This window comes from Flexivirga sp. YIM B11880, from assembly GCF_058148645.1.
Genome location: NZ_JBMAMH010000008.1, coordinates 18,785 through 43,440 on the forward strand (window position 1 = coordinate 18,785; position 24,656 = coordinate 43,440).

At 69.1% G+C, this 24,656-nt stretch carries 26 protein-coding genes; 15 read left to right on the top strand and 11 right to left on the bottom strand.

The window, feature by feature from the left end; genetic code table 11:
• Positions 1-46 precede the first annotated feature (46 nt).
• On the top strand, positions 47-886 hold the full coding sequence (locus ACN8HC_RS12655) for a tRNA pseudouridine synthase A (RefSeq protein ID WP_490075189.1): 840 nt from the start codon (positions 47-49) through the stop codon (positions 884-886).
• A 135-nt stretch (positions 887-1,021) separates the two neighbouring features.
• Here the strand turns inward: ACN8HC_RS12655 and ACN8HC_RS12660 are convergent, their stop codons facing one another.
• Genes ACN8HC_RS12660 through ACN8HC_RS12670 form a run of 3 tightly spaced genes read right to left on the bottom strand, consistent with a single transcriptional unit; the run spans position 1,022 to position 3,333 of the window.
• The gene (locus ACN8HC_RS12660) at positions 1,022-1,894 is read right to left on the bottom strand and encodes a 5-oxoprolinase subunit C family protein (RefSeq protein WP_490075190.1); all 873 of its coding nucleotides are present in this window, start codon (positions 1,892-1,894) and stop codon (positions 1,022-1,024) included.
• Positions 1,895-1,928: 34 nt separating this feature from the next.
• Positions 1,929-2,576 carry a 5-oxoprolinase subunit B family protein gene (locus ACN8HC_RS12665; RefSeq protein ID WP_490075191.1) on the bottom strand — a complete coding sequence of 216 codons (648 nt, stop codon included), beginning with the start codon at positions 2,574-2,576 and terminating at the stop codon, positions 1,929-1,931.
• The gene (locus ACN8HC_RS12670; RefSeq protein WP_490075192.1) at positions 2,569-3,333 is read right to left on the bottom strand and encodes a LamB/YcsF family protein; all 765 of its coding nucleotides are present in this window, start codon (positions 3,331-3,333) and stop codon (positions 2,569-2,571) included. Before ACN8HC_RS12670 ends, ACN8HC_RS12665 begins: the two co-directional genes overlap by 8 nt.
• Positions 3,334-3,450: 117 nt before the next feature.
• On the opposite strand from ACN8HC_RS12670, the gene ACN8HC_RS12675 reads away from it, so the two are divergent.
• Both ACN8HC_RS12675 and ACN8HC_RS12680 read left to right on the top strand, forming a co-directional pair.
• Positions 3,451-5,190, top strand: a complete 1,740-nt coding sequence (locus tag ACN8HC_RS12675) for an ABC-F family ATP-binding cassette domain-containing protein (RefSeq protein ID WP_490075193.1) — start codon at positions 3,451-3,453, stop codon at positions 5,188-5,190.
• Between the two features lie 220 nt (positions 5,191-5,410).
• Positions 5,411-5,932: a cupin domain-containing protein gene (locus ACN8HC_RS12680; protein ID WP_490075194.1), complete on the top strand. Its 522-nt coding sequence runs from the start codon at positions 5,411-5,413 to the stop codon at positions 5,930-5,932.
• Between the two features lie 60 nt (positions 5,933-5,992).
• On the opposite strand, the gene ACN8HC_RS12685 is transcribed toward ACN8HC_RS12680, so the two are convergent.
• Positions 5,993-6,556, bottom strand: coding sequence for an ArsR/SmtB family transcription factor (locus ACN8HC_RS12685; protein ID WP_490075195.1), 564 nt, complete (start codon positions 6,554-6,556; stop codon positions 5,993-5,995).
• A gap of 216 nt (positions 6,557-6,772) precedes the next feature.
• Here ACN8HC_RS12685 and rplM point away from each other — a divergent pair, with 216 nt between their 5' ends.
• The 3 genes from rplM (at position 6,773) to glmM (ending at position 9,400) form a co-directional block, all read left to right on the top strand.
• Positions 6,773-7,222 (top strand): 50S ribosomal protein L13, encoded by a 450-nt coding sequence (rplM, locus tag ACN8HC_RS12690; RefSeq protein ID WP_490075196.1) that lies wholly within the window; start codon positions 6,773-6,775, stop codon positions 7,220-7,222.
• A gap of 32 nt (positions 7,223-7,254) precedes the next feature.
• Positions 7,255-7,758: a 30S ribosomal protein S9 gene (rpsI, locus tag ACN8HC_RS12695; RefSeq protein WP_490075197.1), complete on the top strand. Its 504-nt coding sequence runs from the start codon at positions 7,255-7,257 to the stop codon at positions 7,756-7,758.
• A 286-nt stretch (positions 7,759-8,044) separates the two neighbouring features.
• Positions 8,045-9,400, top strand: a complete 1,356-nt coding sequence (glmM, locus tag ACN8HC_RS12700; RefSeq protein WP_490075198.1) for a phosphoglucosamine mutase — start codon at positions 8,045-8,047, stop codon at positions 9,398-9,400.
• A 94-nt stretch (positions 9,401-9,494) separates the two neighbouring features.
• Here glmM and ACN8HC_RS12705 read toward each other — a convergent pair whose 3' ends face one another.
• A complete protein-coding gene (locus ACN8HC_RS12705; RefSeq protein ID WP_490075199.1) occupies positions 9,495-10,037 on the bottom strand; it encodes an NADPH-dependent FMN reductase in 543 nt (180 codons plus the stop codon).
• A 111-nt stretch (positions 10,038-10,148) separates the two neighbouring features.
• Between ACN8HC_RS12705 and ACN8HC_RS12710 the strand changes: the two genes are divergently transcribed.
• Complete coding sequence (locus tag ACN8HC_RS12710) at positions 10,149-10,769, top strand: TetR/AcrR family transcriptional regulator (protein ID WP_490075200.1); 621 nt, start codon at positions 10,149-10,151, stop codon at positions 10,767-10,769.
• 124 nt (positions 10,770-10,893) lie between these two features.
• Positions 10,894-11,319, top strand: coding sequence for an organic hydroperoxide resistance protein (locus tag ACN8HC_RS12715; RefSeq protein WP_490075201.1), 426 nt, complete (start codon positions 10,894-10,896; stop codon positions 11,317-11,319).
• 117 nt (positions 11,320-11,436) lie between these two features.
• On the opposite strand, the gene ACN8HC_RS12720 is transcribed toward ACN8HC_RS12715, so the two are convergent.
• The 3 genes from ACN8HC_RS12720 to ACN8HC_RS12730 are packed head-to-tail and all read right to left on the bottom strand — an operon-like array spanning position 11,437 to position 14,565.
• Positions 11,437-12,252, bottom strand: coding sequence for an MOSC domain-containing protein (locus ACN8HC_RS12720; RefSeq protein ID WP_490075202.1), 816 nt, complete (start codon positions 12,250-12,252; stop codon positions 11,437-11,439).
• 1 nt (position 12,253) lies between these two features.
• Positions 12,254-12,886: a carbonic anhydrase gene (locus ACN8HC_RS12725; protein ID WP_490075203.1), complete on the bottom strand. Its 633-nt coding sequence runs from the start codon at positions 12,884-12,886 to the stop codon at positions 12,254-12,256.
• On the bottom strand, positions 12,886-14,565 hold the full coding sequence (locus tag ACN8HC_RS12730) for a fumarate hydratase (protein WP_490075204.1): 1,680 nt from the start codon (positions 14,563-14,565) through the stop codon (positions 12,886-12,888). The genes ACN8HC_RS12725 and ACN8HC_RS12730 overlap by 1 nt, the downstream gene beginning before the upstream one ends.
• A 181-nt stretch (positions 14,566-14,746) precedes the next feature.
• On the opposite strand from ACN8HC_RS12730, the gene ACN8HC_RS12735 reads away from it, so the two are divergent.
• From ACN8HC_RS12735 to ACN8HC_RS12755, 5 genes are all read left to right on the top strand, one after another.
• Complete coding sequence (locus tag ACN8HC_RS12735) at positions 14,747-16,063, top strand: extracellular solute-binding protein (protein ID WP_490075205.1); 1,317 nt, start codon at positions 14,747-14,749, stop codon at positions 16,061-16,063.
• Entirely contained in the window at positions 16,060-17,016 is a 957-nt protein-coding gene (locus ACN8HC_RS12740) for a carbohydrate ABC transporter permease (protein ID WP_490075206.1), read from the top strand. Before ACN8HC_RS12735 ends, ACN8HC_RS12740 begins: the two co-directional genes overlap by 4 nt.
• A gap of 15 nt (positions 17,017-17,031) precedes the next feature.
• Entirely contained in the window at positions 17,032-17,880 is an 849-nt protein-coding gene (locus tag ACN8HC_RS12745) for a carbohydrate ABC transporter permease (RefSeq protein ID WP_490075207.1), read from the top strand.
• Positions 17,881-17,890: 10 nt separating this feature from the next.
• Positions 17,891-19,153, top strand: a complete 1,263-nt coding sequence (locus ACN8HC_RS12750; protein WP_490075208.1) for an ABC transporter ATP-binding protein — start codon at positions 17,891-17,893, stop codon at positions 19,151-19,153.
• Positions 19,154-19,292: 139 nt separating this feature from the next.
• A complete protein-coding gene (locus ACN8HC_RS12755) occupies positions 19,293-19,991 on the top strand; it encodes an SDR family oxidoreductase (protein WP_490075209.1) in 699 nt (232 codons plus the stop codon).
• A gap of 6 nt (positions 19,992-19,997) precedes the next feature.
• On the opposite strand, the gene ACN8HC_RS12760 is transcribed toward ACN8HC_RS12755, so the two are convergent.
• Both ACN8HC_RS12760 and glpX read right to left on the bottom strand, forming a co-directional pair.
• On the bottom strand, positions 19,998-20,915 hold the full coding sequence (locus ACN8HC_RS12760; RefSeq protein ID WP_490075210.1) for a carbohydrate kinase family protein: 918 nt from the start codon (positions 20,913-20,915) through the stop codon (positions 19,998-20,000).
• A 20-nt stretch (positions 20,916-20,935) separates the two neighbouring features.
• Complete coding sequence (glpX, locus tag ACN8HC_RS12765) at positions 20,936-21,943, bottom strand: class II fructose-bisphosphatase (protein ID WP_490075211.1); 1,008 nt, start codon at positions 21,941-21,943, stop codon at positions 20,936-20,938.
• Between the two features lie 115 nt (positions 21,944-22,058).
• On the opposite strand from glpX, the gene ACN8HC_RS12770 reads away from it, so the two are divergent.
• A complete protein-coding gene (locus tag ACN8HC_RS12770; RefSeq protein ID WP_490075345.1) occupies positions 22,059-22,709 on the top strand; it encodes a DUF4245 domain-containing protein in 651 nt (216 codons plus the stop codon).
• Here ACN8HC_RS12770 and ACN8HC_RS12775 read toward each other — a convergent pair.
• The gene (locus ACN8HC_RS12775) at positions 22,706-22,945 is read right to left on the bottom strand and encodes an exodeoxyribonuclease VII small subunit (RefSeq protein WP_490075212.1); all 240 of its coding nucleotides are present in this window, start codon (positions 22,943-22,945) and stop codon (positions 22,706-22,708) included. The genes ACN8HC_RS12770 and ACN8HC_RS12775 overlap by 4 nt on opposite strands.
• Positions 22,946-23,038: 93 nt before the next feature.
• Between ACN8HC_RS12775 and ligD the strand changes: the two genes are divergently transcribed.
• A complete protein-coding gene (ligD, locus tag ACN8HC_RS12780; protein ID WP_490075213.1) occupies positions 23,039-24,649 on the top strand; it encodes a non-homologous end-joining DNA ligase in 1,611 nt (536 codons plus the stop codon).
• Positions 24,650-24,656 lie beyond the last annotated feature (7 nt).

A 24,656-nucleotide genomic window follows, 5' to 3' on the forward strand; every position in this document is an offset into this window, starting at 1 on the left:
CTGAATTGGACGATCGACCATGTTCGCCGATCGATAGGCTGACCGCATGCGGCTGCGGATCGACTTCGGGTATGACGGCAGCGAGTTCTCCGGTTGGGCCGCACAGCCCGGACGGCGCACCGTCGAGCAGGTGCTGTCCGAAGGCCTGGGCACCATCCTGCGCAGCGAGCCGCCCAAGCTCACCGTCGCCGGACGCACCGACGCCGGCGTGCACGCCCGTGGCGCCGTCTGCCACCTGGACGTGGAGGAGCAGTTGTATGCCGCACTGCCCGGCCGGTCGACCCGCACTCCGGAGGAGGCAGCCGTGACCCGGCTCGGCGGTGTGCTGCCGGCCGACGTCGTCGTGCACCGGGTGACACGCGCGGCGCCGGGCTTCGACGCCCGCTTCTCGGCGGTGTCGCGCCGGTACAGCTACCGGTTGGTCGACGACCCGGCCGCGACCGACCCGATCCGGCGACGCGACACCGTCGTGGTGCGCGGTCCCCTCGACCTCGTAGCCATGGACGAGGCTGCTCGGAAGCTGTTGGGGCTGCAGGACTTTGCCGCGTTCTGCAAGAAGCGCGAGGGTGCGACGACCGTGCGCACGCTGCTGGACTACGGCTGGCGCCGCCTGCCGGACGGCGTGCTCGTCGCCACCGTCGTGGCCGACGCCTTCTGTCACTCGATGGTCCGGTCGCTCGTCGGCGCCGTCGTGCCGGTGGGCCTTCGTCGGCGCAGCGTGGACTGGCCGCTCGCGGTGATGACAGCAGGGAGACGCGACCCGGGCGTGACCGTGATGCCGCCGCACGGGCTGTGTCTGGAAGAAGTGAGCTATCCACCGGACGAGGAGCTGGCCGCCCGCGCCGAGACCGCCCGTGCGATGCGCGAGCTGCCCACCGATCGGTGACCACCCGTTCGCCGACAGGCCCAGAAACGCCTCCACAGGCTCACTTACAGCCGGCGGTGGGGCCGATTTTGCTGAGCCTGTCGGCCTTATGTGAGCCTCTCGGCAAAGGGGCGAGGGGCCAGGGGAGCGAGCGGGTCAATAGCGGGGCGATGGCCGGATCGCGAACCGGACCCGGCGGCCGGGTGCCGACTGGGACAGGTGGTCCAGGTCCTCGGCGTCGACCACACCGATCACCGGATAGCCGCCGGTCGTCGGGTGATCGACGTGGAAGACGATGAGTTCACCGCCGCGTGGCGCCTGCACGGCGCCGAGCGGGAGTGCCCGGCTGGCACCATCCCCGGGCGCAGCTGCGAGCCGGAAGCCCTGGAGCCGTATGCCGATCCGGTCGCTGTTCGGCGAGATCTCCCCGAAGCCGCGGGTCAGCGCCGCGCGGGTCTCTGTGCCGAGAAGCTCGGGCCGCGGGCCGAGGGTGAGGTGCAGGGTGAGTTCGTCGCCTGCTGGTATGGCGGGCGGCAGCTCGCCGATCAGCGGCTGACGGGCGACGCGGCTGCCCACCGGGAGGTCGTCGCCGGCGCGCAGCGGGGCCGGTCCGATACCGCTGGAGGTGTCGGTGCTCCACGAGCCGCCGAACTCCCCGGTCGGGACGATGCCGCCGCGTACGGCGAGGTAGGAGCGCAGGCCGTGCTCGGGGCGGCCGAGGCGAAGCACGGAGCCGGCGCGGACCAGCAGCGGGGTGCCGAAGGACACCAGGCTGTCGTCAACCGTGACCGGGCACCACGCACCAGTGACGGCAACCACGACGTCGCGACCGGGGCGCGCTGTCAGGCCGCCCAGCAACACTTCAATCCCGGGGGCGCCGATCTCGTTACCCACCAAGCGGTTTCCCTGCAGGTAGGAACGCCGGTCGGCAGCGCCCGAGATCGTCACCCCTTCACCGGCGCGGCCCGGCCGGCCCAGGTCCTGCACCAGGCACTGCGGCCCGGTCTGCAGGATCTCCAGGTGACTCATCGGCGTCCCCGGGGAGAACTTCGTACGCCGGTGCTCATCGGATCGCCCGGAACTGGACGCCGGCGTCCGGCGTGAGGACAGCCCCGGCGCCCGCCGGGTCGAACAGCAGCTGAGCGGTCCGCCCGATCAGCTGCCAGCCACCGGGGGAGGACCTCGGGTAGATGCCGCAATAGGACCCGGCCAGGCCGACCGATCCGGTCGGGATGGTGCTGCGCGGCGAGCTGCGGCGCTCGACGGCCTGCGTGTGGTCCGGCCGGGTCAGGTAGCCGAATCCCGGCAGGAAACCGAGGAATTCGACCCGCCAGGGCGACTCGGTGTGCCAGTCGACGAAGCCGTCGACCGATCGGCCGAGGACGGCCGCGGTGGCCGCGAGATCCGGCCCGTCATACCGGACCTCGATGGTGAGGGGTGCGACGGCGTCGATGTGCTCCGGTGGCAGCGAGCCGAGGTCCAGCCCGCGCAGCCGCCGGACCGCGTGCGCCAGGTGGTTGTGCGCGCTGGCCGCAGGGATGGCCGGGTCGGAGACGTCCAGCAGGACGGTCGATTCGGCCGGGACGATGTCGACGCCCTCGAAGGCCTGCTCCCGCAGCCACCGGGTCAGCGCCCGGCGCGCAGCGGAGTCGGGCAGCTCGACCAACACTGCCCGCGGCCCGTAGGGCAGCAGGCTGAGCCCCTCACTCATGGCCGATGAACGGAGCGATCCGGACACCGGCGGCGTCGAGAGCTTCGCGCACGCGCCGCGCCATAACCACGGCACCGGGCGAATCACCGTGCAAGCACAGCGATTCCGGGTGCACCTCGAGCACCGAACCGTCGACTGCGACGACCTCGCGATCGCGTGCCATCCGGAGCGCGCGATCGGCGATCGTCTCCGGGTCCGTCAGCACGGCCCCTGGAAGGGTGCGGGAGACGAGGGCGCCGTCCGGTGTGTAGGCGCGATCGGCGAACGCCTCTGGGACCGGCCGCAATCCGGTGTCGGCGGCGGCGGTCAGCAGCGCCGAACCGGGCAGCCCGAGCAGCGGCAAGTGGTCGCCGGCTGCTGCGACCGCGCGCACGACGGCAGCCGCTTGCTCCTCGTGCCGCACCACCGTGTTGTAAAGAGCGCCGTGCGGCTTCACGTAGCTGACACGGGACCCGACACTGCGCGCAATGCCGTCGAGCGCGCCGATCTGGTAGAGCACGTCGGCATACAGGTCGGTGGGCGAGACATCGATGAAGCGCCGGCCGAAGCCGGCGAGGTCCCGGTAGGAGACCTGGGCGCCGATGCGGACCCCAACGGCGGCTGCGGCGGCGCAGGTGCGGACCAGGGTCGCGGGGTCGCCGGCGTGGAAGCCGCACGCGATGTTCGCGGAGGTCACGAGAGGAAGCAACGCCTCGTCATCGCCCAGTTGCCAGCGACCGAATGACTCGCCCAGGTCGGCGTTCAGATCGATGCGCACGGGACCAGGCTACGAGGTCGGTGCCGACGACGTGCTCAGCCGAGCGGCGACGAGGTACGAGGATCGTCTCGAAATGCGGGTGACGCGCACCCGATCAGTGCGTGATGCTTGTCCATCGTGGGCCATATCGATGTGAACGGAGTGCACTACTTCCTGCCGGACGGGCGGCCGTTGCTCGGCGGCGTCAGCCTGCGGGTCGGCGAGGGCGCCAAGGTCGCGCTGGTCGGGCCCAACGGCACCGGAAAGACGACCCTGCTGCGCATCATCGCCGGTGAACTCGACGCGCACGAGGGTGCGATCACCCGGTCCGGTGGTCTCGCGGTCATGCCGCAGTTCATCGGCCGGACCGGGCCGGACGGCGAGCGTGCCGGCCGAAGGACGGACCACGGACACGGGGCTCAGGAGTTCACCGTGCGGCAACTGCTGCTGACCGTTGCGCCGGAGCCGATCCGCAAGGCGGCGAAGGCCGTCGACGACTCCGAGCTCGCCATCATGGAGCGGGACGACGAGCCGGCGCAGCTGGCCTACGCGCAGGCGCTCGCGGACTGGGCGGAGATTGGCGGCTACGAGTGGGAGACGCTGTGGGACGTCTGCACTGTCGCCGCCGTCGGCATACCGTATGACCGAGCGCAGTTCCGTGACGTCTCAACGCTTTCCGGCGGCGAACAGAAGCGGATCGTGCTCGAAGCGCTGCTGCGCGGCCCCGAGGAGGTGCTGCTGCTCGACGAGCCGGACAACTCGCTGGACGTGCCGACCAAGCGCTGGCTGGAGGAGCAGCTCGTCACGTCGGCGAAGACCGTGCTGTTCATCAGCCACGACCGGGAGATGCTCGCCGGCGTCGCGACCCGCATCGCCACGCTGGAGCCGTCCGCTGCCGGTGCCAACGCCTGGGTGCACCCGGGCAGCTTCACGACATACCACCAGGCGCGGGTCGACCGGATCAGCAAGCTGGAGGAGATGCGGCGGCGGTGGGACGAGGAGCACGCCAAACTCAAGCACCTGGTGCAGATGTACAAGATCAAGGCGGCATACAACTCCGACATGGCGGCGCGCTACCGCGCCGCGCAGACCCGGCTGGCGAAGTTCGAGGAGGCCGGACCGCCGGAGGTGGTCCCGTTCGCGCAGCACGTCAGCATGCGGCTCAAGGGCGGCCGGACGGCGAAGCGGGCGGTGATCTGCGAACAGCTCGAACTGATCGGACTGATGGAGCCGTTCGACCTGGAGATCTGGTACGGCGAGCGAGTCGCCGTCCTCGGCTCGAACGGCTCCGGCAAGTCGCACTTCCTGCGGCTGCTCGCCAGGGGCGGGAGCGACCCGGACGTCGAGCACCGGCCAGTGGGCGACAATCCGCCGAAACCGGTGAATCACAGGGGGATTGCGCGACTCGGCTCCCGTGTGCGGCCGGGGTGGTTCGCGCAGTCGGCGCAGGCCGGCGGCACCGGCGCCTGGGACAAACGCACCTTGCTGGAGATCCTGCACCGCGGTGACGAGCACCGCGACGGTATGCCGCGCGAGCAGGCGTCGCGGGCGCTGGACCGCTACGAGCTGGCGCGTGCCGCGGAGCAGACCTTCGGATCGCTCTCGGGCGGCCAGCAGGCGCGGTTCCAGATCCTGCTGCTGGAGCTGTCCGGTGCGACCCTGTTGCTGCTGGACGAGCCCACCGACAACCTCGACCTGCACTCGGCCGAGGCGCTCGAGGCGGGTCTCGACGCGTTCGACGGCACGGTGGTCGCGGTGACCCATGACCGTTGGTTCGCGAAGGGATTCGACCGGTTCCTGGTTTTCGGTGCGGACGGCCGGGTGCGTGAAGCGCCGGCGCCGGTGTGGGACGAGGAGCGAGTCGACCGGCTGCGCTGAGGCCGGCATGCCGTAGCGAGTTCCTGCGCCCAACCCGCGACGGTCGCGACTTGTGAGCGCGGATTGTGGTTTTCCTGCATACAACTCGCGACGGTCGCGACTTGTGAGCGCGGATTGCGGTTTTCCTGCGCCCACCCGCGAGGTCGCGAGGTACGAGCACGGTGACGTGGAGCGGGCCTACCGTGGAAGGCGTTGCGGCCCGACATACCGAAGGAGCAGCATGCCCGTGGAACACGTGCCGGCCGGCACCGCCGACGGCGAATACATTCGGACCCCGAGCGGGGCGCTGGTGCCCGCGGTGATCGATCCGTTCCACCGGGTGCTGCACCACGTCGCGCCGTCCGGCCTGATCGCGGACACCGCGCAGACGACGGGGATGCGGCGGCTGGAGGCGATCAGCGGCAAGACGGTCGGTGCGCAGAATCTGTGGATGGGCGAGACGCACGTGCCGGCGTCGACGGCGTCGGCGAATCACCATCACGGCGAGTCCGAGACCGCTATCTACGTCGTGTCCGGTCATCCTCGCTTCGTGTTCCTCGACATCGAGGGCGACGAGCCGCACGAGCAGATCGTCGAGACCCGTCCCGGCGACTACGTCTTCGTGCCGCCCTGGGTGCCGCACCGCGAGGAGAACCCGGACCCCGACACCGAGGCGGTGGTCGTGATAGCGCGCACCACCCAGGAGGCGATCGTCGTCAACCTGGACGAGCTCGACTGGTCACAGGTCCAGCTCCCGACCTGATCTGCGTTTCGCCCATGCCAGACGGGAGCCCCAGCTCCCGGCTGGCATGGGCGAACTGCCTCAGCGGGTCGGCGGCGGGTCGATCGGCAACAGCGCGGTGTATGCCGCGACCCGCCGCGCGCCGGGGGAGCCGGCTCCCGCGCGGCGATAGCGCTCCATCACCTCGGCGAGTTCGGCGGCCAGTGCAGTCAGTTGCTCCGTCGTGACGAGCACCGCATGGTCGGTCAGTCCGCAGTCGTCGCGCCAGGTGTCCGGCCACTCGCCCGAGGAGTCGACCCACGCGTTCGCGCGTTCAGCGAAGTGCTCCACGTAGTCGTGCTGCAACCACTGCGCGGCGGCGAGATCGTCGTCGTCGAGCAGGTCCGGTTCGTCCGGGCGATCGGCGGGCGTTGCGGCGGCCCACACCCGGCGCCGGCCGGTGCCGGTGCCGGTGTCCTCGACGAGTCCGGCCTCGGCGAGCCGCCGCAGGTGGTAGCTGGTCGCGCCGGTGTGCGTGCCGAGCGCCAGCGCGAGCTCGGTCGCCGTGGCACTGCCGTGCACCCGCAACTGCGCGAGCAGCCGCGAGCGCAGCGGGTGGGCGAGAGCGCGGAGGCGGTCGGACGCGGCGGAGCGGGAGGACGGCATACATGCACAATAGTTGTGCACAAAAGCGCTGTAAACTGCAGTCGGCGGTTCGTCATACGCTCGAAAAGCATTGAAGCAACAAGGGATCGGCAGGATTTGGGCGACCACTGCGCGGCCCGTAAAATTGATCTTCGTTGTGCTTTGCGCACGACCACCGAAACGTCGGGCGGCCCGCAGGTCGCCTTCAGTTCACGAACAACAAGAAAAGGCAGACTCGTGCGTACCTTCACGCCCAAGCCGGCGCAGGTCCAGCAGGACCGCGTGTGGCACGTCATCGACGCCACCGACGTCGTCCTCGGCCGCCTGGCCTCCCAGGCCGCCATCCTGCTGCGCGGCAAGCACAAGCCGACCTTCGCGCCGCACATCGACACCGGTGACTTCGTCATCATCGTCAACGCCGACAAGGTCGCGCTGACCGGCGCCAAGCTGGCGAAGAAGAAGGCCTACCGTCACTCCGGTTTCCCGGGCGGTCTGAAGGCGACCTCCTACACCGACCTGATGGCCAAGGACCCGGCCAAGGCGGTCGAGAAGGCGATCCGCGGCATGCTGCCGCACAACTCGCTGGCCCGTCAGCAGCTGAGCAAGCTGAAGGTCTACGCCGGCCCGCAGCACCCGCACGCGGCGCAGCAGCCCCAGCCGTTCGAGATCAACCAGGTCGCGCAGTAAGCGCCCGCCGGACTTCCAAGGAGAAATAACAGATGACCGACCAGACTCAGGTCGACGTCCTGGAGGACGACGAGCCGCAGCTGACCAGCTACACCTCCGAGTCGAGCACCGCGCCGACCGGTGAGCCGACCGCCCGCCCGAGCGCCTCGGCCCCCGGCGCCGGCACCGGCCGCCGCAAGCAGGCCATCGCCCGCGTGCGCATCGTGCCCGGCACCGGCGAGTGGAAGATCAACGGCCGCACCCTCGAGGAGTACTTCCCCAACAAGGTGCACCAGCAGATCGTCAACGAGCCGCTGAAGGTTCTCGAGCTCGACGGTGCGTATGACGTCCTCGTGCGCGTGCACGGTGGCGGCCCCTCCGGTCAGGCCGGCGCGGTCCGCCTGGGCGTTGCCCGTTCGCTGAATGGCGTCGACCCGGAGCTCAACCGCCCCGCGCTGAAGAAGGCCGGATTCCTGACCCGCGACGCGCGCGTCCCGGAGCGCAAGAAGGCCGGTCTGAAGAAGGCCCGCAAGGCTCCGCAGTACAGCAAGCGCTGATCGCTGCTGCTCGCGAGCAGGAAACGCCCCGGCCGGCTTGCCCGGCCGGGGCGTTTCGCGTCCCGAAGGGCCGACGGTCGGTAGGTCGGGACAGGTCGGCGCGGCGCGCGTGCCGGTCGGACACCACTGGGTGTCTTATTCTGGAAACCGCGTCGCGATGAGCGGCCGTCGTCCACGCCCGCGCGCGATTAACCCGCGGCGCCCGCGGTCGCTTACGCTGCGGTGGGCCGTCTGCGGCCACCGGTGTGCGCCGCACACCGGGCACGACGAGAGTTTGAGGTGATCCATGGGGCGCTTGTTCGGCACCGACGGTGTGCGCGGGCTGGCCAATCGGGACATCACGGCAGAGCTTGCCCTGGACCTGTCGGTGGCGGCTGCACGGGTGCTGGCCGAGGAGGGCGAGTTTGCCGGTCACCGGCCCACCGCCGTCGTCGGGCGAGACCCGCGGGCATCCGGTGAGTTCCTGACGGCGGCAACCATCGCCGGTCTGGCCTCGGCCGGTGTCGACGTGTGGGACGCGGGTGTGCTGCCCACTCCGGCGATCGCGTTCCTGACCGCGGCAGCGGGTGCCGACCTCGGAGCGGTGCTCTCGGCGTCGCACAACCCGATGCCCGACAACGGCATCAAATTCTTCTCTCGCGGCGGCCACAAGCTGCCGGACGCCACCGAGGACGCGATCGAGCGGCACCTGCGCGAGGACTGGCAGCGCCCGACCGGCGCAGCTGTCGGCCGCGTCAAGCGCTTCGACGAGGGCGCGGAGCGGTATGTCGAGCACCTGCTCAACGCGATTCCGCACCGGCTGGACGGACTGCACATCGTGCTCGACACCGCCGACGGCGCAGCCAGCGGCATCGCTCCCCAGGCATTCGAACGCGCCGGTGCCAAGGTCACCGTGATCGCAGCCGAGCCGGACGGTCTCAACATCAACGACGGCGTGGGCTCGACGCACCTTGAGGGCCTTTGCACGCTGGTGCCGCAGGTCGGTGCGGACTTCGGTCTCGCCTTCGACGGCGACGCCGACCGGTGTCTCGCGGTCGACGCGACCGGTGCCCCGGTCGACGGTGACCAGATCATGGCGATCCTGGCGATCGACCTGCACGAGCGAGGCGAGCTGGCCGGCGACACCCTGGTCGCCACCGTCATGAGCAACGAGGGCCTGCTGCAGGCCATGTCCCGCGAGGGCATCCGGGTCGTGCGCACCGATGTCGGCGATCGCTACGTCCTCGAGGAGATGCGTCGCGGCGGCTACGCCCTGGGCGGCGAACAGTCAGGCCACGTCATCATGCTCGAGCACGGCACCACCGGCGACGGCGTGCTGACCGGACTGATGCTGGCCGCACGTGTCGCGAGCACCGGCCGGTCGCTCGCCCAGCTCGCGGGCTGTATGACACGGCTGCCCCAGTGCCTGCTCAATGTTCCCGGTGTCGACAAGCATGCGGTCGACGACCACCCGGTCGTGCAGTCCGCGGTGGCGGAGGCCGAGCGCGACCTCGGCGGCCTCGGCCGGATCCTGCTGCGCAAGTCCGGCACCGAGCCGGTCGTGCGGGTCATGGTCGAAGCCGCCTCTCCGGAGCGGGCGCAGCAGATCGCGCAGCATCTCGCCGCGGTGGTCGCGAGTGAGCTGGCCCTGACGCCCGCCTGAGCGTCCTGACCCGCCGACCACGGGGGCCTGCGGGTCAGGCACATCGCGCGGGCTCGGCACAACGGCGGCTGGTCCGGGCGGCAGCCGTGGCGGGTCAGGCCGCCTGTGCTGTCCTCGCAGCCGCGACGAGCGCCTCGACGGTGTCGCGCAGGGCGGTGCTGACCGGCTCGTGGGCGGTGACATCGACGTCGGCGAGGTCGGCGAGCGCGAAGGTCGCGCTGGCGTCCGGAAGGGGCTGGCCGCCGGCGACGGTCACCGCCAGGTGCGTGTGATCGACGACCGTGGACGTGTTGGCTGCGGCAGACGACACGGCGACCGGCTTGCCGCTCAGCGACGACTGGCCGTAGGGGCGCGAGGCCCAGTCGATCGCGTTCTTCAGGACGGCGCTGATCGTGCCGTTGTTGGCCGGCGACAGCAGGAGCGCCGCGTCGGCGGCACCCAACTGGTCGCGCAGCCGGCGCACCGGCTCGGGTGCCGCGTCGGTGTCGATGTCCTGGTTGTAGAGCGGCAGCAGGTCGAGGTAGTCGACGATCTGCACCTCGGTGCCGGCCGGCGCGACCTGCGCGGCGACGTCCGCCAGCTGACGGTGGATGGAGGCGGCGCGGGGGCTGCCGACGAGAACGGCGAGGGTGGTCATCTTCGGATGCCTTTCGAAGGTCGTATGCGATGTCGAACCAACTAAACGGACCATAGTCCGGTTTTGTTCCGTGCGGCAAGTCGAGCGACCCGCAGATGGGACAATGTGGCCATGACCACACCTCGTGATCTCCCCGTCGCCGGCCCCCAGCCCCGGTTGCGTCGCGACGCCGTGGCCAACACCGACCGGATCCTGTGTGCGGCACGCCGGGTGGTCGATGCCGAGGGTGTCGAGAGCCTCACGATGGACCGGCTCGCCGCGGAGGCGGGTGTCGGCAAGGGGACGGTGTTCCGGGCGTTCGGCAACCGGGCGGGTCTCTTCGCAGCGCTCACGGACGAGTCGGAGCGTCACTTCCAGGCGGCATACCTCTCCGGTCCGCCGCCCCTCGGCCCCGGCGCTCCACCCCTCGAGCGACTGCTGGCGTATGGCGCCGGCCGGTTGCAGCTGCACGGCATCCAGGGGCGGTTGATGCTCGCGCGGGCGCAGGCCCCGGCGGACAAGTTCGACGTCCCGGCCCGCATGGTGTCCGCCATGCACGTGCGCATGCTGCTGCGACAGTGCGGCATCGACCACGACGTGGAGGTGTTCACCGAGGCCTTGCTCGCGCCGCTGGACGCCGAGCTGGTGCATCATCTGCTGACCCGGCCGGGGCTGTCGGAGGACGAGCTGGTCGCCGGGTGGCAGGCGCTGGCCCGTTCCGTGGTGGCCGGCGCCGCCCGGACCGAAGGCTGAGACGGGGGACCGCTGCACGCCCCGACGAGGCACTGTGTGAAAGTCGTAAGTACACACCGGCGGCGTCGTCCGCGGCTGCGGGGACGTGTGCCGGCGCGTTCACTTCTTCTCGAAAGGCGATCAGATGACCGACAAACTCACCGAGGTTCTCTACACGTCCGAAGCGACCTCCAAGGGCGGCCGTGAAGGCACCGTGCAGAGCGCCGACGGCGTCATCGACCTGGCGCTGGGCAAGCCGGGCAGCCAGGCCAACCCGAAGGCGAACCCGGAGACCCTCTTCGCCGCCGGTTACTCGGCGTGCTTCGGTGGCGCACTCGCCGTCGTCGCCGGGCAGGAGGGCATCGACGTCAGCGAGTCCACCGTGACCGCCGACGTCACCCTCGGCAAGAACGAAGGCGGTTTCGGACTCGCGGCGAAGCTGACCGCGAAGATCCCGGGCGTCGACGCTGCCAAGGCGCAGGAGCTGGCCGACAAGGCACACCAGGTCTGCCCCTACTCCAAGGCGACCCGCGGCAACATCGAGGTCACCGTCGTCGGCGAGCCCGCCTGACCCGACCCCCTCGCCGACAGGCTCACATAAGCACCGAGGGGCTCAGAAAATTCGCCTTGATGCGGCGGATTTTCTGAGCCCTTCGGTCGTTCCTGAGCCTCTCGGCAGAACGGGTCTTCAGCGGGGCTGCGCGACGACCGGGTCGCCGACGCTGATCTCGCCTTCGCCGTCGGGGGCCAGATGGTGGCAGAACCACGTCTTGCCGTCCCATTTGCGGTGCTTGCTCAGCGTCCGGATCGGCTCCGTGTTCTTCCGCGTCAGGTCAGTCGGGTCGACCAGCGTCATCACGCACCGGTCGACCGGCTTCGCGGCCCGGAAGGGGACGCCGCCGATCTGCACGGTCGCCCAGTCGTCCTCCGCGAACGCCAGGTCGCCGTCGATCACGACATTCGGCCGGAAGCGGTCGATCTCGACCGGGTCACCGCCCGACTCCTCGATCCACTCGTTCAGCCGCCGCAGCGACGCCAGGGACGCGATCGTGACCGGGTAGCCGTCCTGGAAGGCGGCCCGGTCGGTCGGCAGCGAGAAATCCGGATTGAGCGTCCGCTGCTCCGGGTGTGCGCACCAGACGAGCCGCAGACCCGCCTGCCCGGTCACCTGCGCCAGCCACTCGGTCGCCTCGGGCTCGGTCGCCCGCACGGTCATCGGCGGGCGGCCGAACATCGTCGCCTTGCCGTCCGCGCCGCTCGCCGTCACGGTGTATGACGAGCCGCCCGCCGTGAGCGTCACCGACGGCGCAGCGGCGTCCGGCCGCGGCTGCGCGTGCACCGTGAAGAGCTCCGGCAGCTCACGGGCACTCACCATCGCGCCGCTCTCGTCCACGACCATCCACTCCCGGTCGCCGCGCAATCCGGCGAAGCCGACATACGCGCTCGAAACCGGCGTGATTGCAGTGCTTTTCACCGGGTGAATACGCAGCGAGACGACCTGCATGTCAGCTGTCGGTCGCGGCACGAACCGCCGGCGTCGCGGTGATGACCGACGCCTTGCCGTCGCTCAAGGCGTAGGTCGCGCCCACGATGCCGAGGTCCCCACGCTGGACGGCGTCGTGGACGATACGGGACCGCTCGACGAGCAGATCTGAGGTCGCGCGCACGTGCCGTGCGCCGACATCGGCAGGTGTGCACGTGCCCGCCGCCTGTGCGGCGGCGACGCTCGGCATCACCTCCACGGCGATGTCCCGCACGTAGCCCGGCGGCATGGTGCCGGACTCGGCGGCGTCGATCGCCGCCGCCACAGCGCCGCACGACTGGTGGCCGAGGATCACGATCAGCGGCACGTCGAGCAGCGCGACGCCGAACTCGATCGAGCCGAGGACGGCGTCGTCGATGATGTGCCCGGCGGTGCGGACGACGAAAATGTCGCCCAGGCCCTGGTCGAAGATGATCTCGGAGGCGACTCGGCTGTCACCGCAGCCGAACAACACCGCGGTCGGGTTCTGGCCACCTTCCAGCAGGTGCCGGCGCTCCAGGTCCTGGTTGGGGTGCAGCGCGGTGCCCGACACGAAGCGCTCGTTGCCGGCGAGCAACTGGTCCCACGCCTGCTGTGGCGTGATGCGCTCGGCCATTACAGAGCCGGCCGGGTGGTGATCGTGAAGGCGGTCGGCTTCGCGGTGACTGCGAAGAAATCGTCGCCCTTGTCGTTCACGACGATGAAGGCCGGGAAGTCCTCCACCTCGATCTTCCAGATTGCTTCCATTCCCAACTCCGGATATTCAAGAACTTCAACGTGTTTGATGCAGTCCTTGGCCAATCGGGCGGCCGGGCCGCCGATCGAGCCGAGGTAGAACCCGCCGTGCGCCTGGCACGCGTCGGTGACCTGCTTGCTGCGGTTGCCCTTGGCGAGCATCACCATCGAGCCGCCGGCTGCCTGGAACTGGTCGACATACGAGTCCATCCGGCCGGCGGTCGTCGGCCCGAACGAGCCCGAGGCATAGCCGTCCGGCGTCTTCGCCGGACCGGCGTAGTAGACCGCGTGATCCTTCAGGTATTGCGGCATCTCCTCGCCGGCGTCGAGGCGCTCCTTGATCTTCGCGTGCGCGATGTCGCGCGCGACGACGAGCGGTCCGGTCAACGAAAGCCTTGTCTTGACGGGATGTTTCGTCAGCTCCGCCCGGATCTCGTCCATCGGGCGGTTGAGATCGATCCGCACGACGTCGGTGGCCGAGAGGTCCTCGTCGGTGGTGTCCGGCAGGAAGCGCGCCGGGTCGGTCTCCAACTGCTCGATGAAAACACCGTCGGCGGTGATCTTGCCCAGGCACTGCCGGTCGGCCGAGCAGCTGACCGCGATCGCGACGGGCAGCGACGCGCCGTGCCGGGGAAGCCGGACCACGCGCACGTCGTGGCAGAAGTACTTGCCGCCGAACTGCGCCCCGATGCCGAAGTTGCGCGTCAGCTCCAGCACCTGCTCTTCGAGCTCGACGTCGCGGAAGCCGTGCGCGGTGGTCGCGTCGCCGGAGGTCGGCAGCTCGTCGAGATACTTGGCGCTCGCGTATTTGGCTGTCTTCAGGGCGAATTCGGCGCTGGTGCCGCCGATCACGATTGCCAGGTGGTATGGCGGGCAGGCGGCGGTGCCGAGGGTCCGCAGTTTCTCGTCGAGGAACTTCATCATCGCCGCGGGGTTCAGGATCGCCTTGGTCTCCTGGTAGAGGAAGGACTTGTTGGCCGAGCCGCCGCCCTTGGCCATGAAGAGGAACTTGTAGGTGTTCTCGTGACCCGCAGCCGTGTCGGCATACAGCTCGATCTGCGCGGGGAGGTTGGAGCCGGTGTTGGTCTCCTCCCACGTCGTGATCGGAGCCATCTGGGAGTAGCGCAGATTGAGCCGGGTGTAGGCGTCATACACACCACGGGCGATCGACGCCTCGTCGGGCGCGTCGCCGTCGACGAGCACCTGAGATCCTTTCTTGCCCATGACGATCGCGGTGCCGGTGTCCTGACACATCGGCAGCACGCCCGCCGCGGCGATGCCGGCGTTCTTCAGCAGGTCGAGCGCGACGAACTTGTCGTTGTTGCTGGCCTGGTCGTCGTCGAGGATCTTGCGCAGGAACGCCAGATGCGCCGGGCGTAGGTAGTGCGCGATGTCGTGCATGGCCGTCTCGGTCAGCAGCCGCAGGGCGTCCGGATCCACTTCGAGAAACGTCCGCCCACCAGGCCCTTCGACGGTGCGCACGCCGTCGGCGGACAGCTTCCGGTAGGTGGTCTGGTCGTCGCCGATGGGCAACAGGTCTTCGTAGGCGAAATCTGCCATGACGTCGGGCGGTCTCCTCGTGGACTCGGTACGCGCGGGGGTCGCTTCAGCGTATCGGGGCCCGGACTGTCGCGAATCGGCAACCTTTGACAGTTGTCCGTCCGTAGTACGAGACAACGGGGCCGAACTGGTGTAGACACCAGAGACGTGTAACTGCTCGAATCCCGATGGAGCGATGCATATGAAACGTCTCAGGCCACCTCGTCGTGGCACCAAGTTCACCGCACTGGCAGCAGCGATGCTGATGGCGTCCACGGGGCTCGCCGCATGCGGCGGCAGCAGCAGTGGTTCCGGCCCGGCGCACCTGACCTGGTACATCAACCCCGACGTGGGCAACACCGACGCCACCAAGGGGGGCCAGGCCACTCTGGCGAAGGAGTGCTCCGACGCCTCGGGCGGCAAGTACCAGATCAAGGTGCAGTTGCTGCCCAACTCGGCCAGCGACCAGCGGATCCAGTTGCTGCGCCGGCTCGCCGGCGGTGACCCGACCATGGACCTGATGAGCGTCGACCCCGCGTTCGTCAGTGAGTTCGCGGCGGCTGGCTATTTCGCGCCGATGCCGAAGAACATGGTCAAGCAGTTCACCGCGGACCGGGTGCAGTCGTCGATCGACGCCTCCACCTACAACGGCAAGCTGATGTCGGTCCCGTTCTGGGCCAACACCCAACTGCTCTGGTACAAGAAGTCGGTCGCTCAGAAGGCCGGTCTCGACATGAGCAAGCCGGTGTCCTGGGACCAGCTGATCTCCGCGGCACAGAAGACCAACAAGCAGATCGGTGTGCAGGCCGCCCTCTACGAGGGCTATTCGGTCTGGATCAACGCGCTGGTCACCGGCGCGGGCGGGAAGATCGTCGACAACCCCAACGCGACCTACGACAAGATCAAGTTGGGGCTGGACTCGGCGGCGGGCCGTGACGCGGCCCGGATCATCCACAAGGTCTCCTCCACCGGGGTCGGCGGTCCGGCGATGGGCTCCTCGCAGGAGACGCAGTCGCTGAACCTCTTCATCAGCCCCCAGGGCGGGTTCCTGGTCAACTGGCCCTACACCTATGCCGCCTACACCGGCAAGGACAAGTCCGACGTCGCGGCCACCATGTATCCCGAGACGGTCGCCGGCACGAAGTCCCGCCCGCCCTACGGCGGCATTCAGCTGGCGGTCGGCAAGGACAGCAACCACCAGGCGCTGGCCTACCAGGCCGCGGCGTGCATCACGAGCACCAAGCACCAGGCGGACTACATGGCCGCCTCGGGCAACCCGGCCAGCAGCAAGGCGGCATACAACACCGCCGAGGTGAAGAAGGCATTCCCGAACGGCATCGCCGCCGAGATCCGCAAGTCCCTGGACGTCGCGGCCGCCCGGCCGCTCACGCCCTACTGGGGTGACATCTCCACCGCGCTGCAGCAGCGGTTCAGTCCTCCGGGCGCCGTCAACCAGAAGACTCCGGCCACCACGCAGTCCTTCATTCTGAAGGTCCTGAACGGGAAGGCGCTGCTATGACCACCGCGATCGACACCCCGAGCACCGAGCTGAGTGCCGAGGAGAGGGCGCACCTGTCCGACCGGGCCAAGGGTGAGCGCAACCTCGGCTGGCGACTGGCCGGACCGGCCTTCATCATCATGCTGCTGGTCACGCTCTATCCGATTTGCTACGCGATCTATCTGTCGTTGTTCAACTACCGGCTGACCGACCCGGCGGGCAAGAAGCTGGTCGGGCTGCAGAACTACGTCACGGCACTGTCCGACCCGTTGTTCTGGCAGGCGTTCGTCACGACGTTCGTCATCGTGGTGGTGACGCTCGTCTTCGAGCTGATCCTCGGTATGGCGATCGCCATGGTCATGCACAAGGTCGTCTGGCCTCGTCGGACGCTGCGGACGATCGTGCTGATCCCTTACGCGATCGTCACCGTGGTCTCCGGCTTCTCCTGGTTGTATGCCGCGCAGATCAGCACGGGCTTCTTCAACCACTGGCTGCACTTCATCTCGGTCGGCGCCTTCCCGCTGGACTACAACTGGTTCGGCGGCCGGTGGTCGTCACTGGCGATCATCTGCCTGTCGGAGATCTGGAAGACCACGCCGTTCATGTCGCTGCTGCTGCTCGCCGGTCTGGCCCAAGTCGACTCGGCGCAGGAGGAGGCGGCGAAGGTGGACGGTGCCACTTGGTGGCAGCGGTTCACCAAGGTGATCCTGCCGAACATGAAGGCCGCCCTAATGGTGGCGCTGCTCTTCCGCACCCTGGACGCCGTCCGCATCTACGACAACCCGTATGTCATGACCGGCGGCGCCAACAAGACCGAGACGTTGTCGATGCTGGTCGGCACCGAGACGGTCAGCCGGGTGGAGATCGGCATGGGATCGGCGCTCGCGGTGATCCTGTTCATCATTGTGCTGATCATCGCGTTCATCTTCGTGAAACTCTTCAAGGTCGACCTCACGACGAGCGGAAGGGGCTGAGCCGTGGAGACCAACATGAGCACCAAGTCCAAGAACGGCCTGGGTGTCGCGTCGATCGTCATCATGATCTGGACGCTCATCCCGCTGCTGTGGATTCTGGCCACGTCGCTGAAAAGCACCGCGGCTCTTGCCGACCCGACCCAGAATGTGCTCGGCAACTTCTGGCCGAAGAACATCACCTGGGACAACTACAAGCTGATCTTCACCGGTGGCGCGAAGGACTTGTTCCTCCCGGCGCTGTGGCACTCGATCGTCGTCTGTGTCGTGGCGACGATCATCAGCGTCATCCTCGCAACGTTCTGCGCCTACGCCATCTCGCGGCTGAACTTCCCGGGCAAGAAGCTGATCCTCACGACCGCGCTGGCCGTCTCGTTCTTCCCGACCATCGCCATGGTGACTCCGCTGTTCAACCTGTGGCGGCAGATCGGCTTGTTCGACACCCTCCCGGGCCTGATCATTCCCTACCTGGCGCTCACGCTGCCGTTGTCGATCTGGATCCTGTCGGCCTTCTTCCAGCAGATCCCGTGGGAGATGGAGCAGGCCGCCCAGGTGGACGGCGCCACCAGTTGGCAGGCGTTCGTCAAGGTCGTGGCGCCGCTCGCGGCGCCCGGTGTGTTCACGACGGCGATCATCGCGTTCTTCACGGCGTGGAACGACTTCGTGTTCTCGTCCAACCTCACCGCGGGACGCGCGCAGACCGTCCCGGCAGCGCTGAGCTTCTTCACCGGCGCCAGCCAGTTCGTCCAGCCGACCGGAGCCATCTGCGCGGCAGCGGTCGTCGTCACCATCCCCGTCGTCATCCTCGTCCTGGTCTTCCAGAAGAGGATCGTTGCCGGCCTCACCTCAGGTGCGGTCAAGGGCTAAGGAGAGATCAATGTCGAGCATCGAACTCAAGCACATTGTCAAGAAGTATGGCGACGGCTTCCCCGCCGTCAACGACGTCAACCTGGACATCAAGGACGGCGAGTTCGTCATACTCGTCGGCCCGTCCGGCTGCGGTAAGTCCACCCTGCTCCGGATGATCGTGGGCCTGGAGGACATCACCTCCGGCGAATTGGAGATCGAGGGCAAGCGGGTCAACGACCTCGCGCCCCGGGACCGCAACCTGGCCATGGTGTTCCAGAACTACGCGCTCTATCCGCACCTGACCGTCTACGAGAACATCGCCTTCCCGCTGCGGCTCGAGAAGGGCAAGCACAGCAGCGAGGAGATCGACAGCAAGGTCCGCGCGGCCTCGAGCATGCTGGAGCTGGACGAGCACCTGCAGCGCAAGCCGGGCAACCTGTCCGGTGGCCAGCGGCAGCGGGTCGCGATGGGACGGGCGATCGTCCGGGACGCCGACGCGTTCCTCTTCGACGAGCCGCTGTCCAATCTGGACGCCAAGCTGCGCGGTCAGATGCGCACCGAGATCGCGCGCATGCAGCGCCGGCTCGGCATCACCACGGTCTACGTGACCCACGACCAGATCGAGGCGATGACCCTCGGTGACCGGGTCGCGGTGCTCAAGCGCGGCATCCTGCAGCAGGTGGCCTCGCCGCGTGAGCTCTACGAACAGCCGGTCAACCTCTTCGTCGCCGGCTTCATCGGCTCACCGCCGATGAACTTCCTGCCGGCCAAGGTGGAGGGCGACACGCTGAAGCTGCCGTTCGTCGACGTCCCGATCAGCGGAGCTCTCGCCGAGCAGGTCAAGGGCAAGGAGGTCGTGATCGTCGGCCTGCGGCCCGAGCACATCAAGGACTCGACGGTGGAGGCGGCCCCGGAGCACGCGGTGAGGTTCAACCAGATCGTCGACCAGACCGAGTGGCTCGGCAACGAGCAGTACGCCTACATCCCCTACGAGGCGGACGGCGCGGTGCGCGATCAACTCGAAGAGCTCGACCGCGACCTCGACGGCGAAGGGCTGCGCACCCAGATGATCGTCAACCTCGACCCGCGCTCGCGCGTCATCGAGGGCGACGAGGCACAGCTGGCGTTCGACCCGGCCGTCATGCACGTCTTCGACCCGCAGACGGGTGAGAACCTCACCCGGGACGAGCAGAGGGCCGCAGAGATCGCGGCCGACTCGGAGAAGATGCGCAAGGCCGCGCTGGAGCGGGCGCGCAAGCGGGACGCTGCCGACAGCGAGAAGTCCGCGTAGTCCCCTCCTGCCGAGAGGCTCAGATCACGCCGAGAGGCTCAGCAAATCCGGGATCGCGACCGGGTTTTGCTGAGCCTCTCGGCGTCTTTGTGAGCCTCTCGGCACGAGGGTGGCGTGAAGTGGCCCGTACGGTGAGTGCATGACTGATGTGCACCGTCCTGTTGTGCTGATTACCGGAGCGACCCGAGGGATCGGCCGCGCCGTCGCGGACGCGCTCGCGTCGGACCACCGGCTGCTGATCGGCGGCCGGTCGGCCGCCGCTGTTGCGCAAGTGTGCGCGGAGTTGCCGGACGCGGCTCCGTTCGTCGCCGATCTCACCGACGAGGCATCGGTCGCGGCGGCTGTCGAGCGGCTGGACGCGGTGCCCGAGCTCGCCGGGGTCGTCCACTCCGCAGGAGTGCTGGGCAGTGGGGCAGTCGCGGATCTCGAGCGGCGCGACTGGCGGCATACCTTGGAGGTCAACGTGGTGGCCGTGGCCGACCTGACCCGACGGCTGCTGCCCAAGCTGCGCGCCGCGCGGGGCACGGTCGTCGTCGTCAACTCCGGTTCCGGGCTGCGCTCCAGCGCCGAGGGCAGCCTCTACTCGGCGTCCAAGTTCGCGGTGCGCGCGTTCGCCGACGGGTTGCGCCAGGAGGAGCGGGCGCACGGCGTGCGGGTGTCGACCGTCTATCCCGGGCGGGTGGCGACCGACATGCAACGGGAGTTGCGGGATTACGAGGGCGGCGCGTATGACGAATCCGATTACCTGCGTCCCGAATCAGCCGCAGCCGCTGTGCGGTTCGCGTTGACCGTGCCCGACGAGGCGTGTGTCGAGGATCTGTCGATCCGTCCGCGCTGAGGCTGATCAGACCAGCTCGGCGCGCCTCGGGGGGTTGGCGCCGGCTCGGCTGACCGTGATCGCCGACGTGGCGATCGCCCGGTCGACGGCCGGTCGCAGGTCGTCGGCGGTCGCGCGCCGCAGCCGCTCCCGGGCCTCGACCGAGCCGAGCAGCTCGGCGTCGAGCAAGGCCGACAGCAGACCCGACTGGAACGAGTCGCCGGCACCGACCGTGTCGATCACCGAAACGCTTCTGCCGGCTACGGTTTCGGTCTCTCCGGTCGCCGTGACGTGCATCAGTGCGCCATCGCCACCGCGCGTCACGACCACGAGCGCCGGTCCCAGCAGACCCCACAGCGACACGACCTCGGTGAGGTCGGCGTCCGCGCCATACAGCCAGGCGACGTCCTCGTCGCTGGCCTTCACGACGTCGGAGTAGCCGATGAGTTGCTCCAGGTGCCCGCGGACGTCGTGCGCCCCGGCGATGAGCGACGGCCGGGGGTTCGGGTCGAACGACACGGTGGCGTGCCGCCGCGCCAGCAGCATCGCGTCCGCGACCTTCGTCGCACCCGGCTGCAGCGCCGCGGCGATCGAGCCGGTGTGGAAGTGCCCGACGTCAGTGGGCAGGGGATAGGGGAGATCCCATGTCAGGTCGAATTCGTATGTCGCAGAACCGGTCTCGTCCAGAACAGCCAAAGCGGTCGGCGTGTGGGAGGCGCTGAGACTGCCCTCGACCAGCGGCACCCCATCGGCCGCCAGCTGCCGGACGATCAGTTCCCCGTGCGCATCGTCGGCGAGGTATGCCGCCAGCCGGACAGGGTGCTCCAGCCGGGCCAGACCGATCGCGACGTTGAGCGGGCTACCGCCGATGTGCTCGGTCACCGGGCCGTCGACCGGGTGCACGATGTCGATCAGCGCCTCGCCGACCACCAGGGTGTCGACCATCGAACGAGTCTCCTTCGCGCTCAGACCTCGGCCAGACCCGCGGCGAGCTGCTGCAGCTTGGCCATCGGATGCACCGCGTCGATGGAGCGGATGGTGCCGCTCTTGGACCGCATGACCAGCGAGTGCGTCGTGCAGCCGCCGCCGCGGTAGCGGACGCCGCGCAGCAGCTCCCCGTCGGTGATGCCGGTGGCCACGAAGAAACAGTTGTCGCTGCGGACGAGATCGTCGGTGGTGAGCACCGCGTCGAGGTCGTGGCCGGCGTCGATGGCACGCTGGCGCTCGTCGTCGTCCTTGGGCCACAGCCGGCCCTGCAGGACACCGCCGATGCACTTCATGGCGCAGGCGCTGATGATCGCCTCGGGGGTGCCGCCGATGCCCAGCAACAGGTCGATGCCGGTGTCCGGCCGGGCGGCCATGATCGAACCGGCGACGTCACCGTCGGAGATGTAGCGGATGCGCGCGCCGGCGTTGCGGATCTCCTCGGCCAGCGCCACGTGCCGCGGCCGGTCCAGCAACACGACGGTCACGTCCGAGACGCTGCCGTGCTTGGCCTTCGCGACCCGGCGGATGTTCTCGGCGACGGGCAGGCGGATGTCCACGACGTCCGCAGCCTCGGGACCGGTCGCCAGCTTGTCCATGTAGAAGACCGCGCTCGGGTCGTACATCGAGCCGCGCTCGCTGACCGCCATGACGGAGACGGCGTTCGTCATACCCTTCGCGGTCAGGGTCGTGCCGTCGATGGGATCCACCGCGACGTCGACGTCCGGGCCGGTGCCGTCGCCCACCCGCTCGCCGTTGAACAGCATTGGTGCTTCGTCCTTTTCGCCCTCACCGATGACGACGACGCCGTTCATCGAGACGGACGCGACCAGATGACGCATGGCGGCGACGGCCGCGCCGTCCGCGGCGTTCTTGTCGCCGCGCCCCACCCAGCGGCCGCCGGCCATGGCGGCGGCCTCCGTCACCCGTACGAGTTCGAGCGCCAGGTTACGGTCCGGGGCTTCCGGGGTGAGACTGTCGGACGGCATGAGATCTCCTCGGAGCATTCACGTAGTGGGTGCGGCACGACTCTATCGGTCGGGCGCGTCGCCCCGGGCCACGACCGTCGTCGAGTGGTTTGGGACCATGCACCACGTGAATGACATGAGTGGCGACGTGGGCGCCGGCACCGGATCGGGCGCTGCACCCGAGGCGGCGAACGGGCCCGAGGGTCAGCCACCGGCGCGACGCCGCGGGCTCGGCTCCGTGCGCAGCATGATCATCTCGATGGTGATCGTGGTGCTCGCCGTGCTCGGCTGGTGGGCGTTCGTGCCACGGTCCGACCAGCCGGCGCAGCCGGTCGCCGACATCGCCGGCATCGCCCGCGAGGTCGGCATCTCCGAGCACTGGGACCCGGCCGTCGCCGACGGGTTGCCGACGGGCTGGCAGCCGGTCAACGTCCGGCTCGTCACCGCTGTTCGGCTGCCCGACACCTGGCAGGCGGGGTATGACGTGCCGGGTGACAAATACATCCGCGTGCTGCAGACCAAGGACGGCGGCTCGGACTGGGTGCAGACCCAGACCGGCGGCGGCGCAGGGCAGGGCAGCGTCACGATCGACGGTGTGCGGTGGTCGAAGGTGGAGCGGGCCGACGGCGGCGAACGCAGCCTGGTGCGCAGTGCGCCGCTCGGCGGACTCACGACCGTCGTCGACGGCACTGGTGACTGGTCGCAGCTGACGCGTTTCGCGACGGCGCTCAAGCCGTTGAGCAGGAGTTCGCTCGCGACGAAGGGCGCCACCACGGCCGCGGGCTAGTCGTCCGCGGCGTCCTCCGTCATCGCGTCGATCTTCTGCTGCGCACCGTCCAGCCAGCGCTCGCAGTGCGCCGCCAGCGCCTCACCGCGTTCCCACAGCCGCATCGACTCCTCGAGCGTCTCGGTGCCGCTCTCCAGGCGGGCCACGATCGCCGCCAGTTCGTCGCGCGCGTCCTCGTAGCCGAGCTCGGCCACATCGGCGTCGGCGTCGTCGTCGGGTGCGGCGTTCTTCGGCATACCGGGCAGCCTAACCAGAGCGCGACACCCGGCTTCGCCCCGCGGCGCGTCAGCACGCCGCGTCACGGGTAGGGCTGGGCGGGAGGTGACAGCGTGCCGAGCAAGTCGCGTGGTGGCGAGCCGTTGTCGGCATACCGCAAGAAGCGGAAGTTCGACCGCACGCCCGAGCCGTCCGGGGACCCCAGACCGGCGCCGACCGCGAAGGGGGCGCGGCGCTTCGTCGTGCAACGGCACCGCGCCCGGCGGCTGCACTACGATCTGCGGTTCGAGATCGATGGTGTGCTGGTCAGCTGGGCGGTGCCCAAGGGGCCGACGCTCGACCCGGACGTGCGACGGATGGCGGTGCACGTCGAGGATCATCCGCTGGAGTACGAGGACTTCGAGGGCGTCATACCGGCCGGGGAGTACGGCGGCGGCGACGTCATCGTCTGGGATCGCGGCACCTGGGAGCCGCACAACACCGATGACCCGGCCAAGGCCGTCGCGGACGGCGATTTCCACGCGGATCTGTACGGCGAGAAGCTGCGCGGCCGCTTCGTGCTGGTGCGCCGCGGCGAGCCGTCGGATCACGAGCAGTGGCTGCTGCTGCACAAGCACGACGACGACGCGGTGCCCGGCTGGGATCCGGAGGACCATCCACGCTCGGTGCTGAGCGGCCGCACCAACGACGAGGTGAAGGCCGAACCGGACCGGCTCTGGCGCTCCGACCTGCCGGCCGCCGCCGCCTCGGTCGAGCTCGACGGCGCGCCGGTCGCCGGTCCTGACGAGGACGCCCTCGCCGCGCTGGACGACCTCGGCGACCACGGCACCTGGCGGGTCTTCGGTCGGTCGCTGCGGGTGACGAACCTGGACAAAATCCTCTTCCCCGGCACCGACGACGCCGAGCCGGTCACCAAGCGCGAACTGCTGCGCTACACCGCAAGCATCGCGCCGACCGTGCTGCCGTATGTCGCCGGCCGCGCGCTCAACATGCACCGCTATCCGGAAGGCGCCGGCCACAAGGGCTTCTGGCACAAGTCGCTGCCGGGGCACGCACCCGACTGGCTGGCCCGGTGGGAGAACCCCGCGGCCGAGACCGGCGAGGCCCACACCTATCTGGTCGCCAACGAGCCGGCCGCGCTCGTCTGGGCGGCCAATTTCGGGGCGCTGGAATGGCATCCGTGGACGTCCCGCACCGACGAGCCGGAACAGCCGACCTATGCGTTGTTCGATCTGGACCCAGGGGAGAAGACCTCCTGGGAGCAGGTGCTCGAGCTGGCCCGCTTGCACCGGACGGCGTTCGAGCACCTGGACGTGCGGGCCTTCCCGAAACTGACCGGCCGCCGTGGCATCCATATCTGGGTGCCGATCGCCCGCGGGCCGAGCTTCGAGCAGACCCGCGCCTGGGTGGAGCAGGTGTCCCGGACCGTGGGCGCGGTGCTGCCCGAGCTGGTGAGCTGGAAGTGGGTCAAGAACGAGCGTCGTGGTCGTGCTCGCCTCGACTACACCCAGAACGCCATCAACAAGACGCTGGTCGCCCCCTACAGCCCGCGGCCGGCACCGGGCGCACCGGTGTCCGCGCCGATCAGCTGGGACGAGCTGGACGACCCGGAGCTGCGACCGGACCGGTTCACCATCCGCACCATCGGTGACCGGCTCGCCGAACGGGGTGACCTCTTCCGCGGCGTCCTGTATGCCGAGCAGCGCCTGCCGCGACTGCACTGACGCGCCG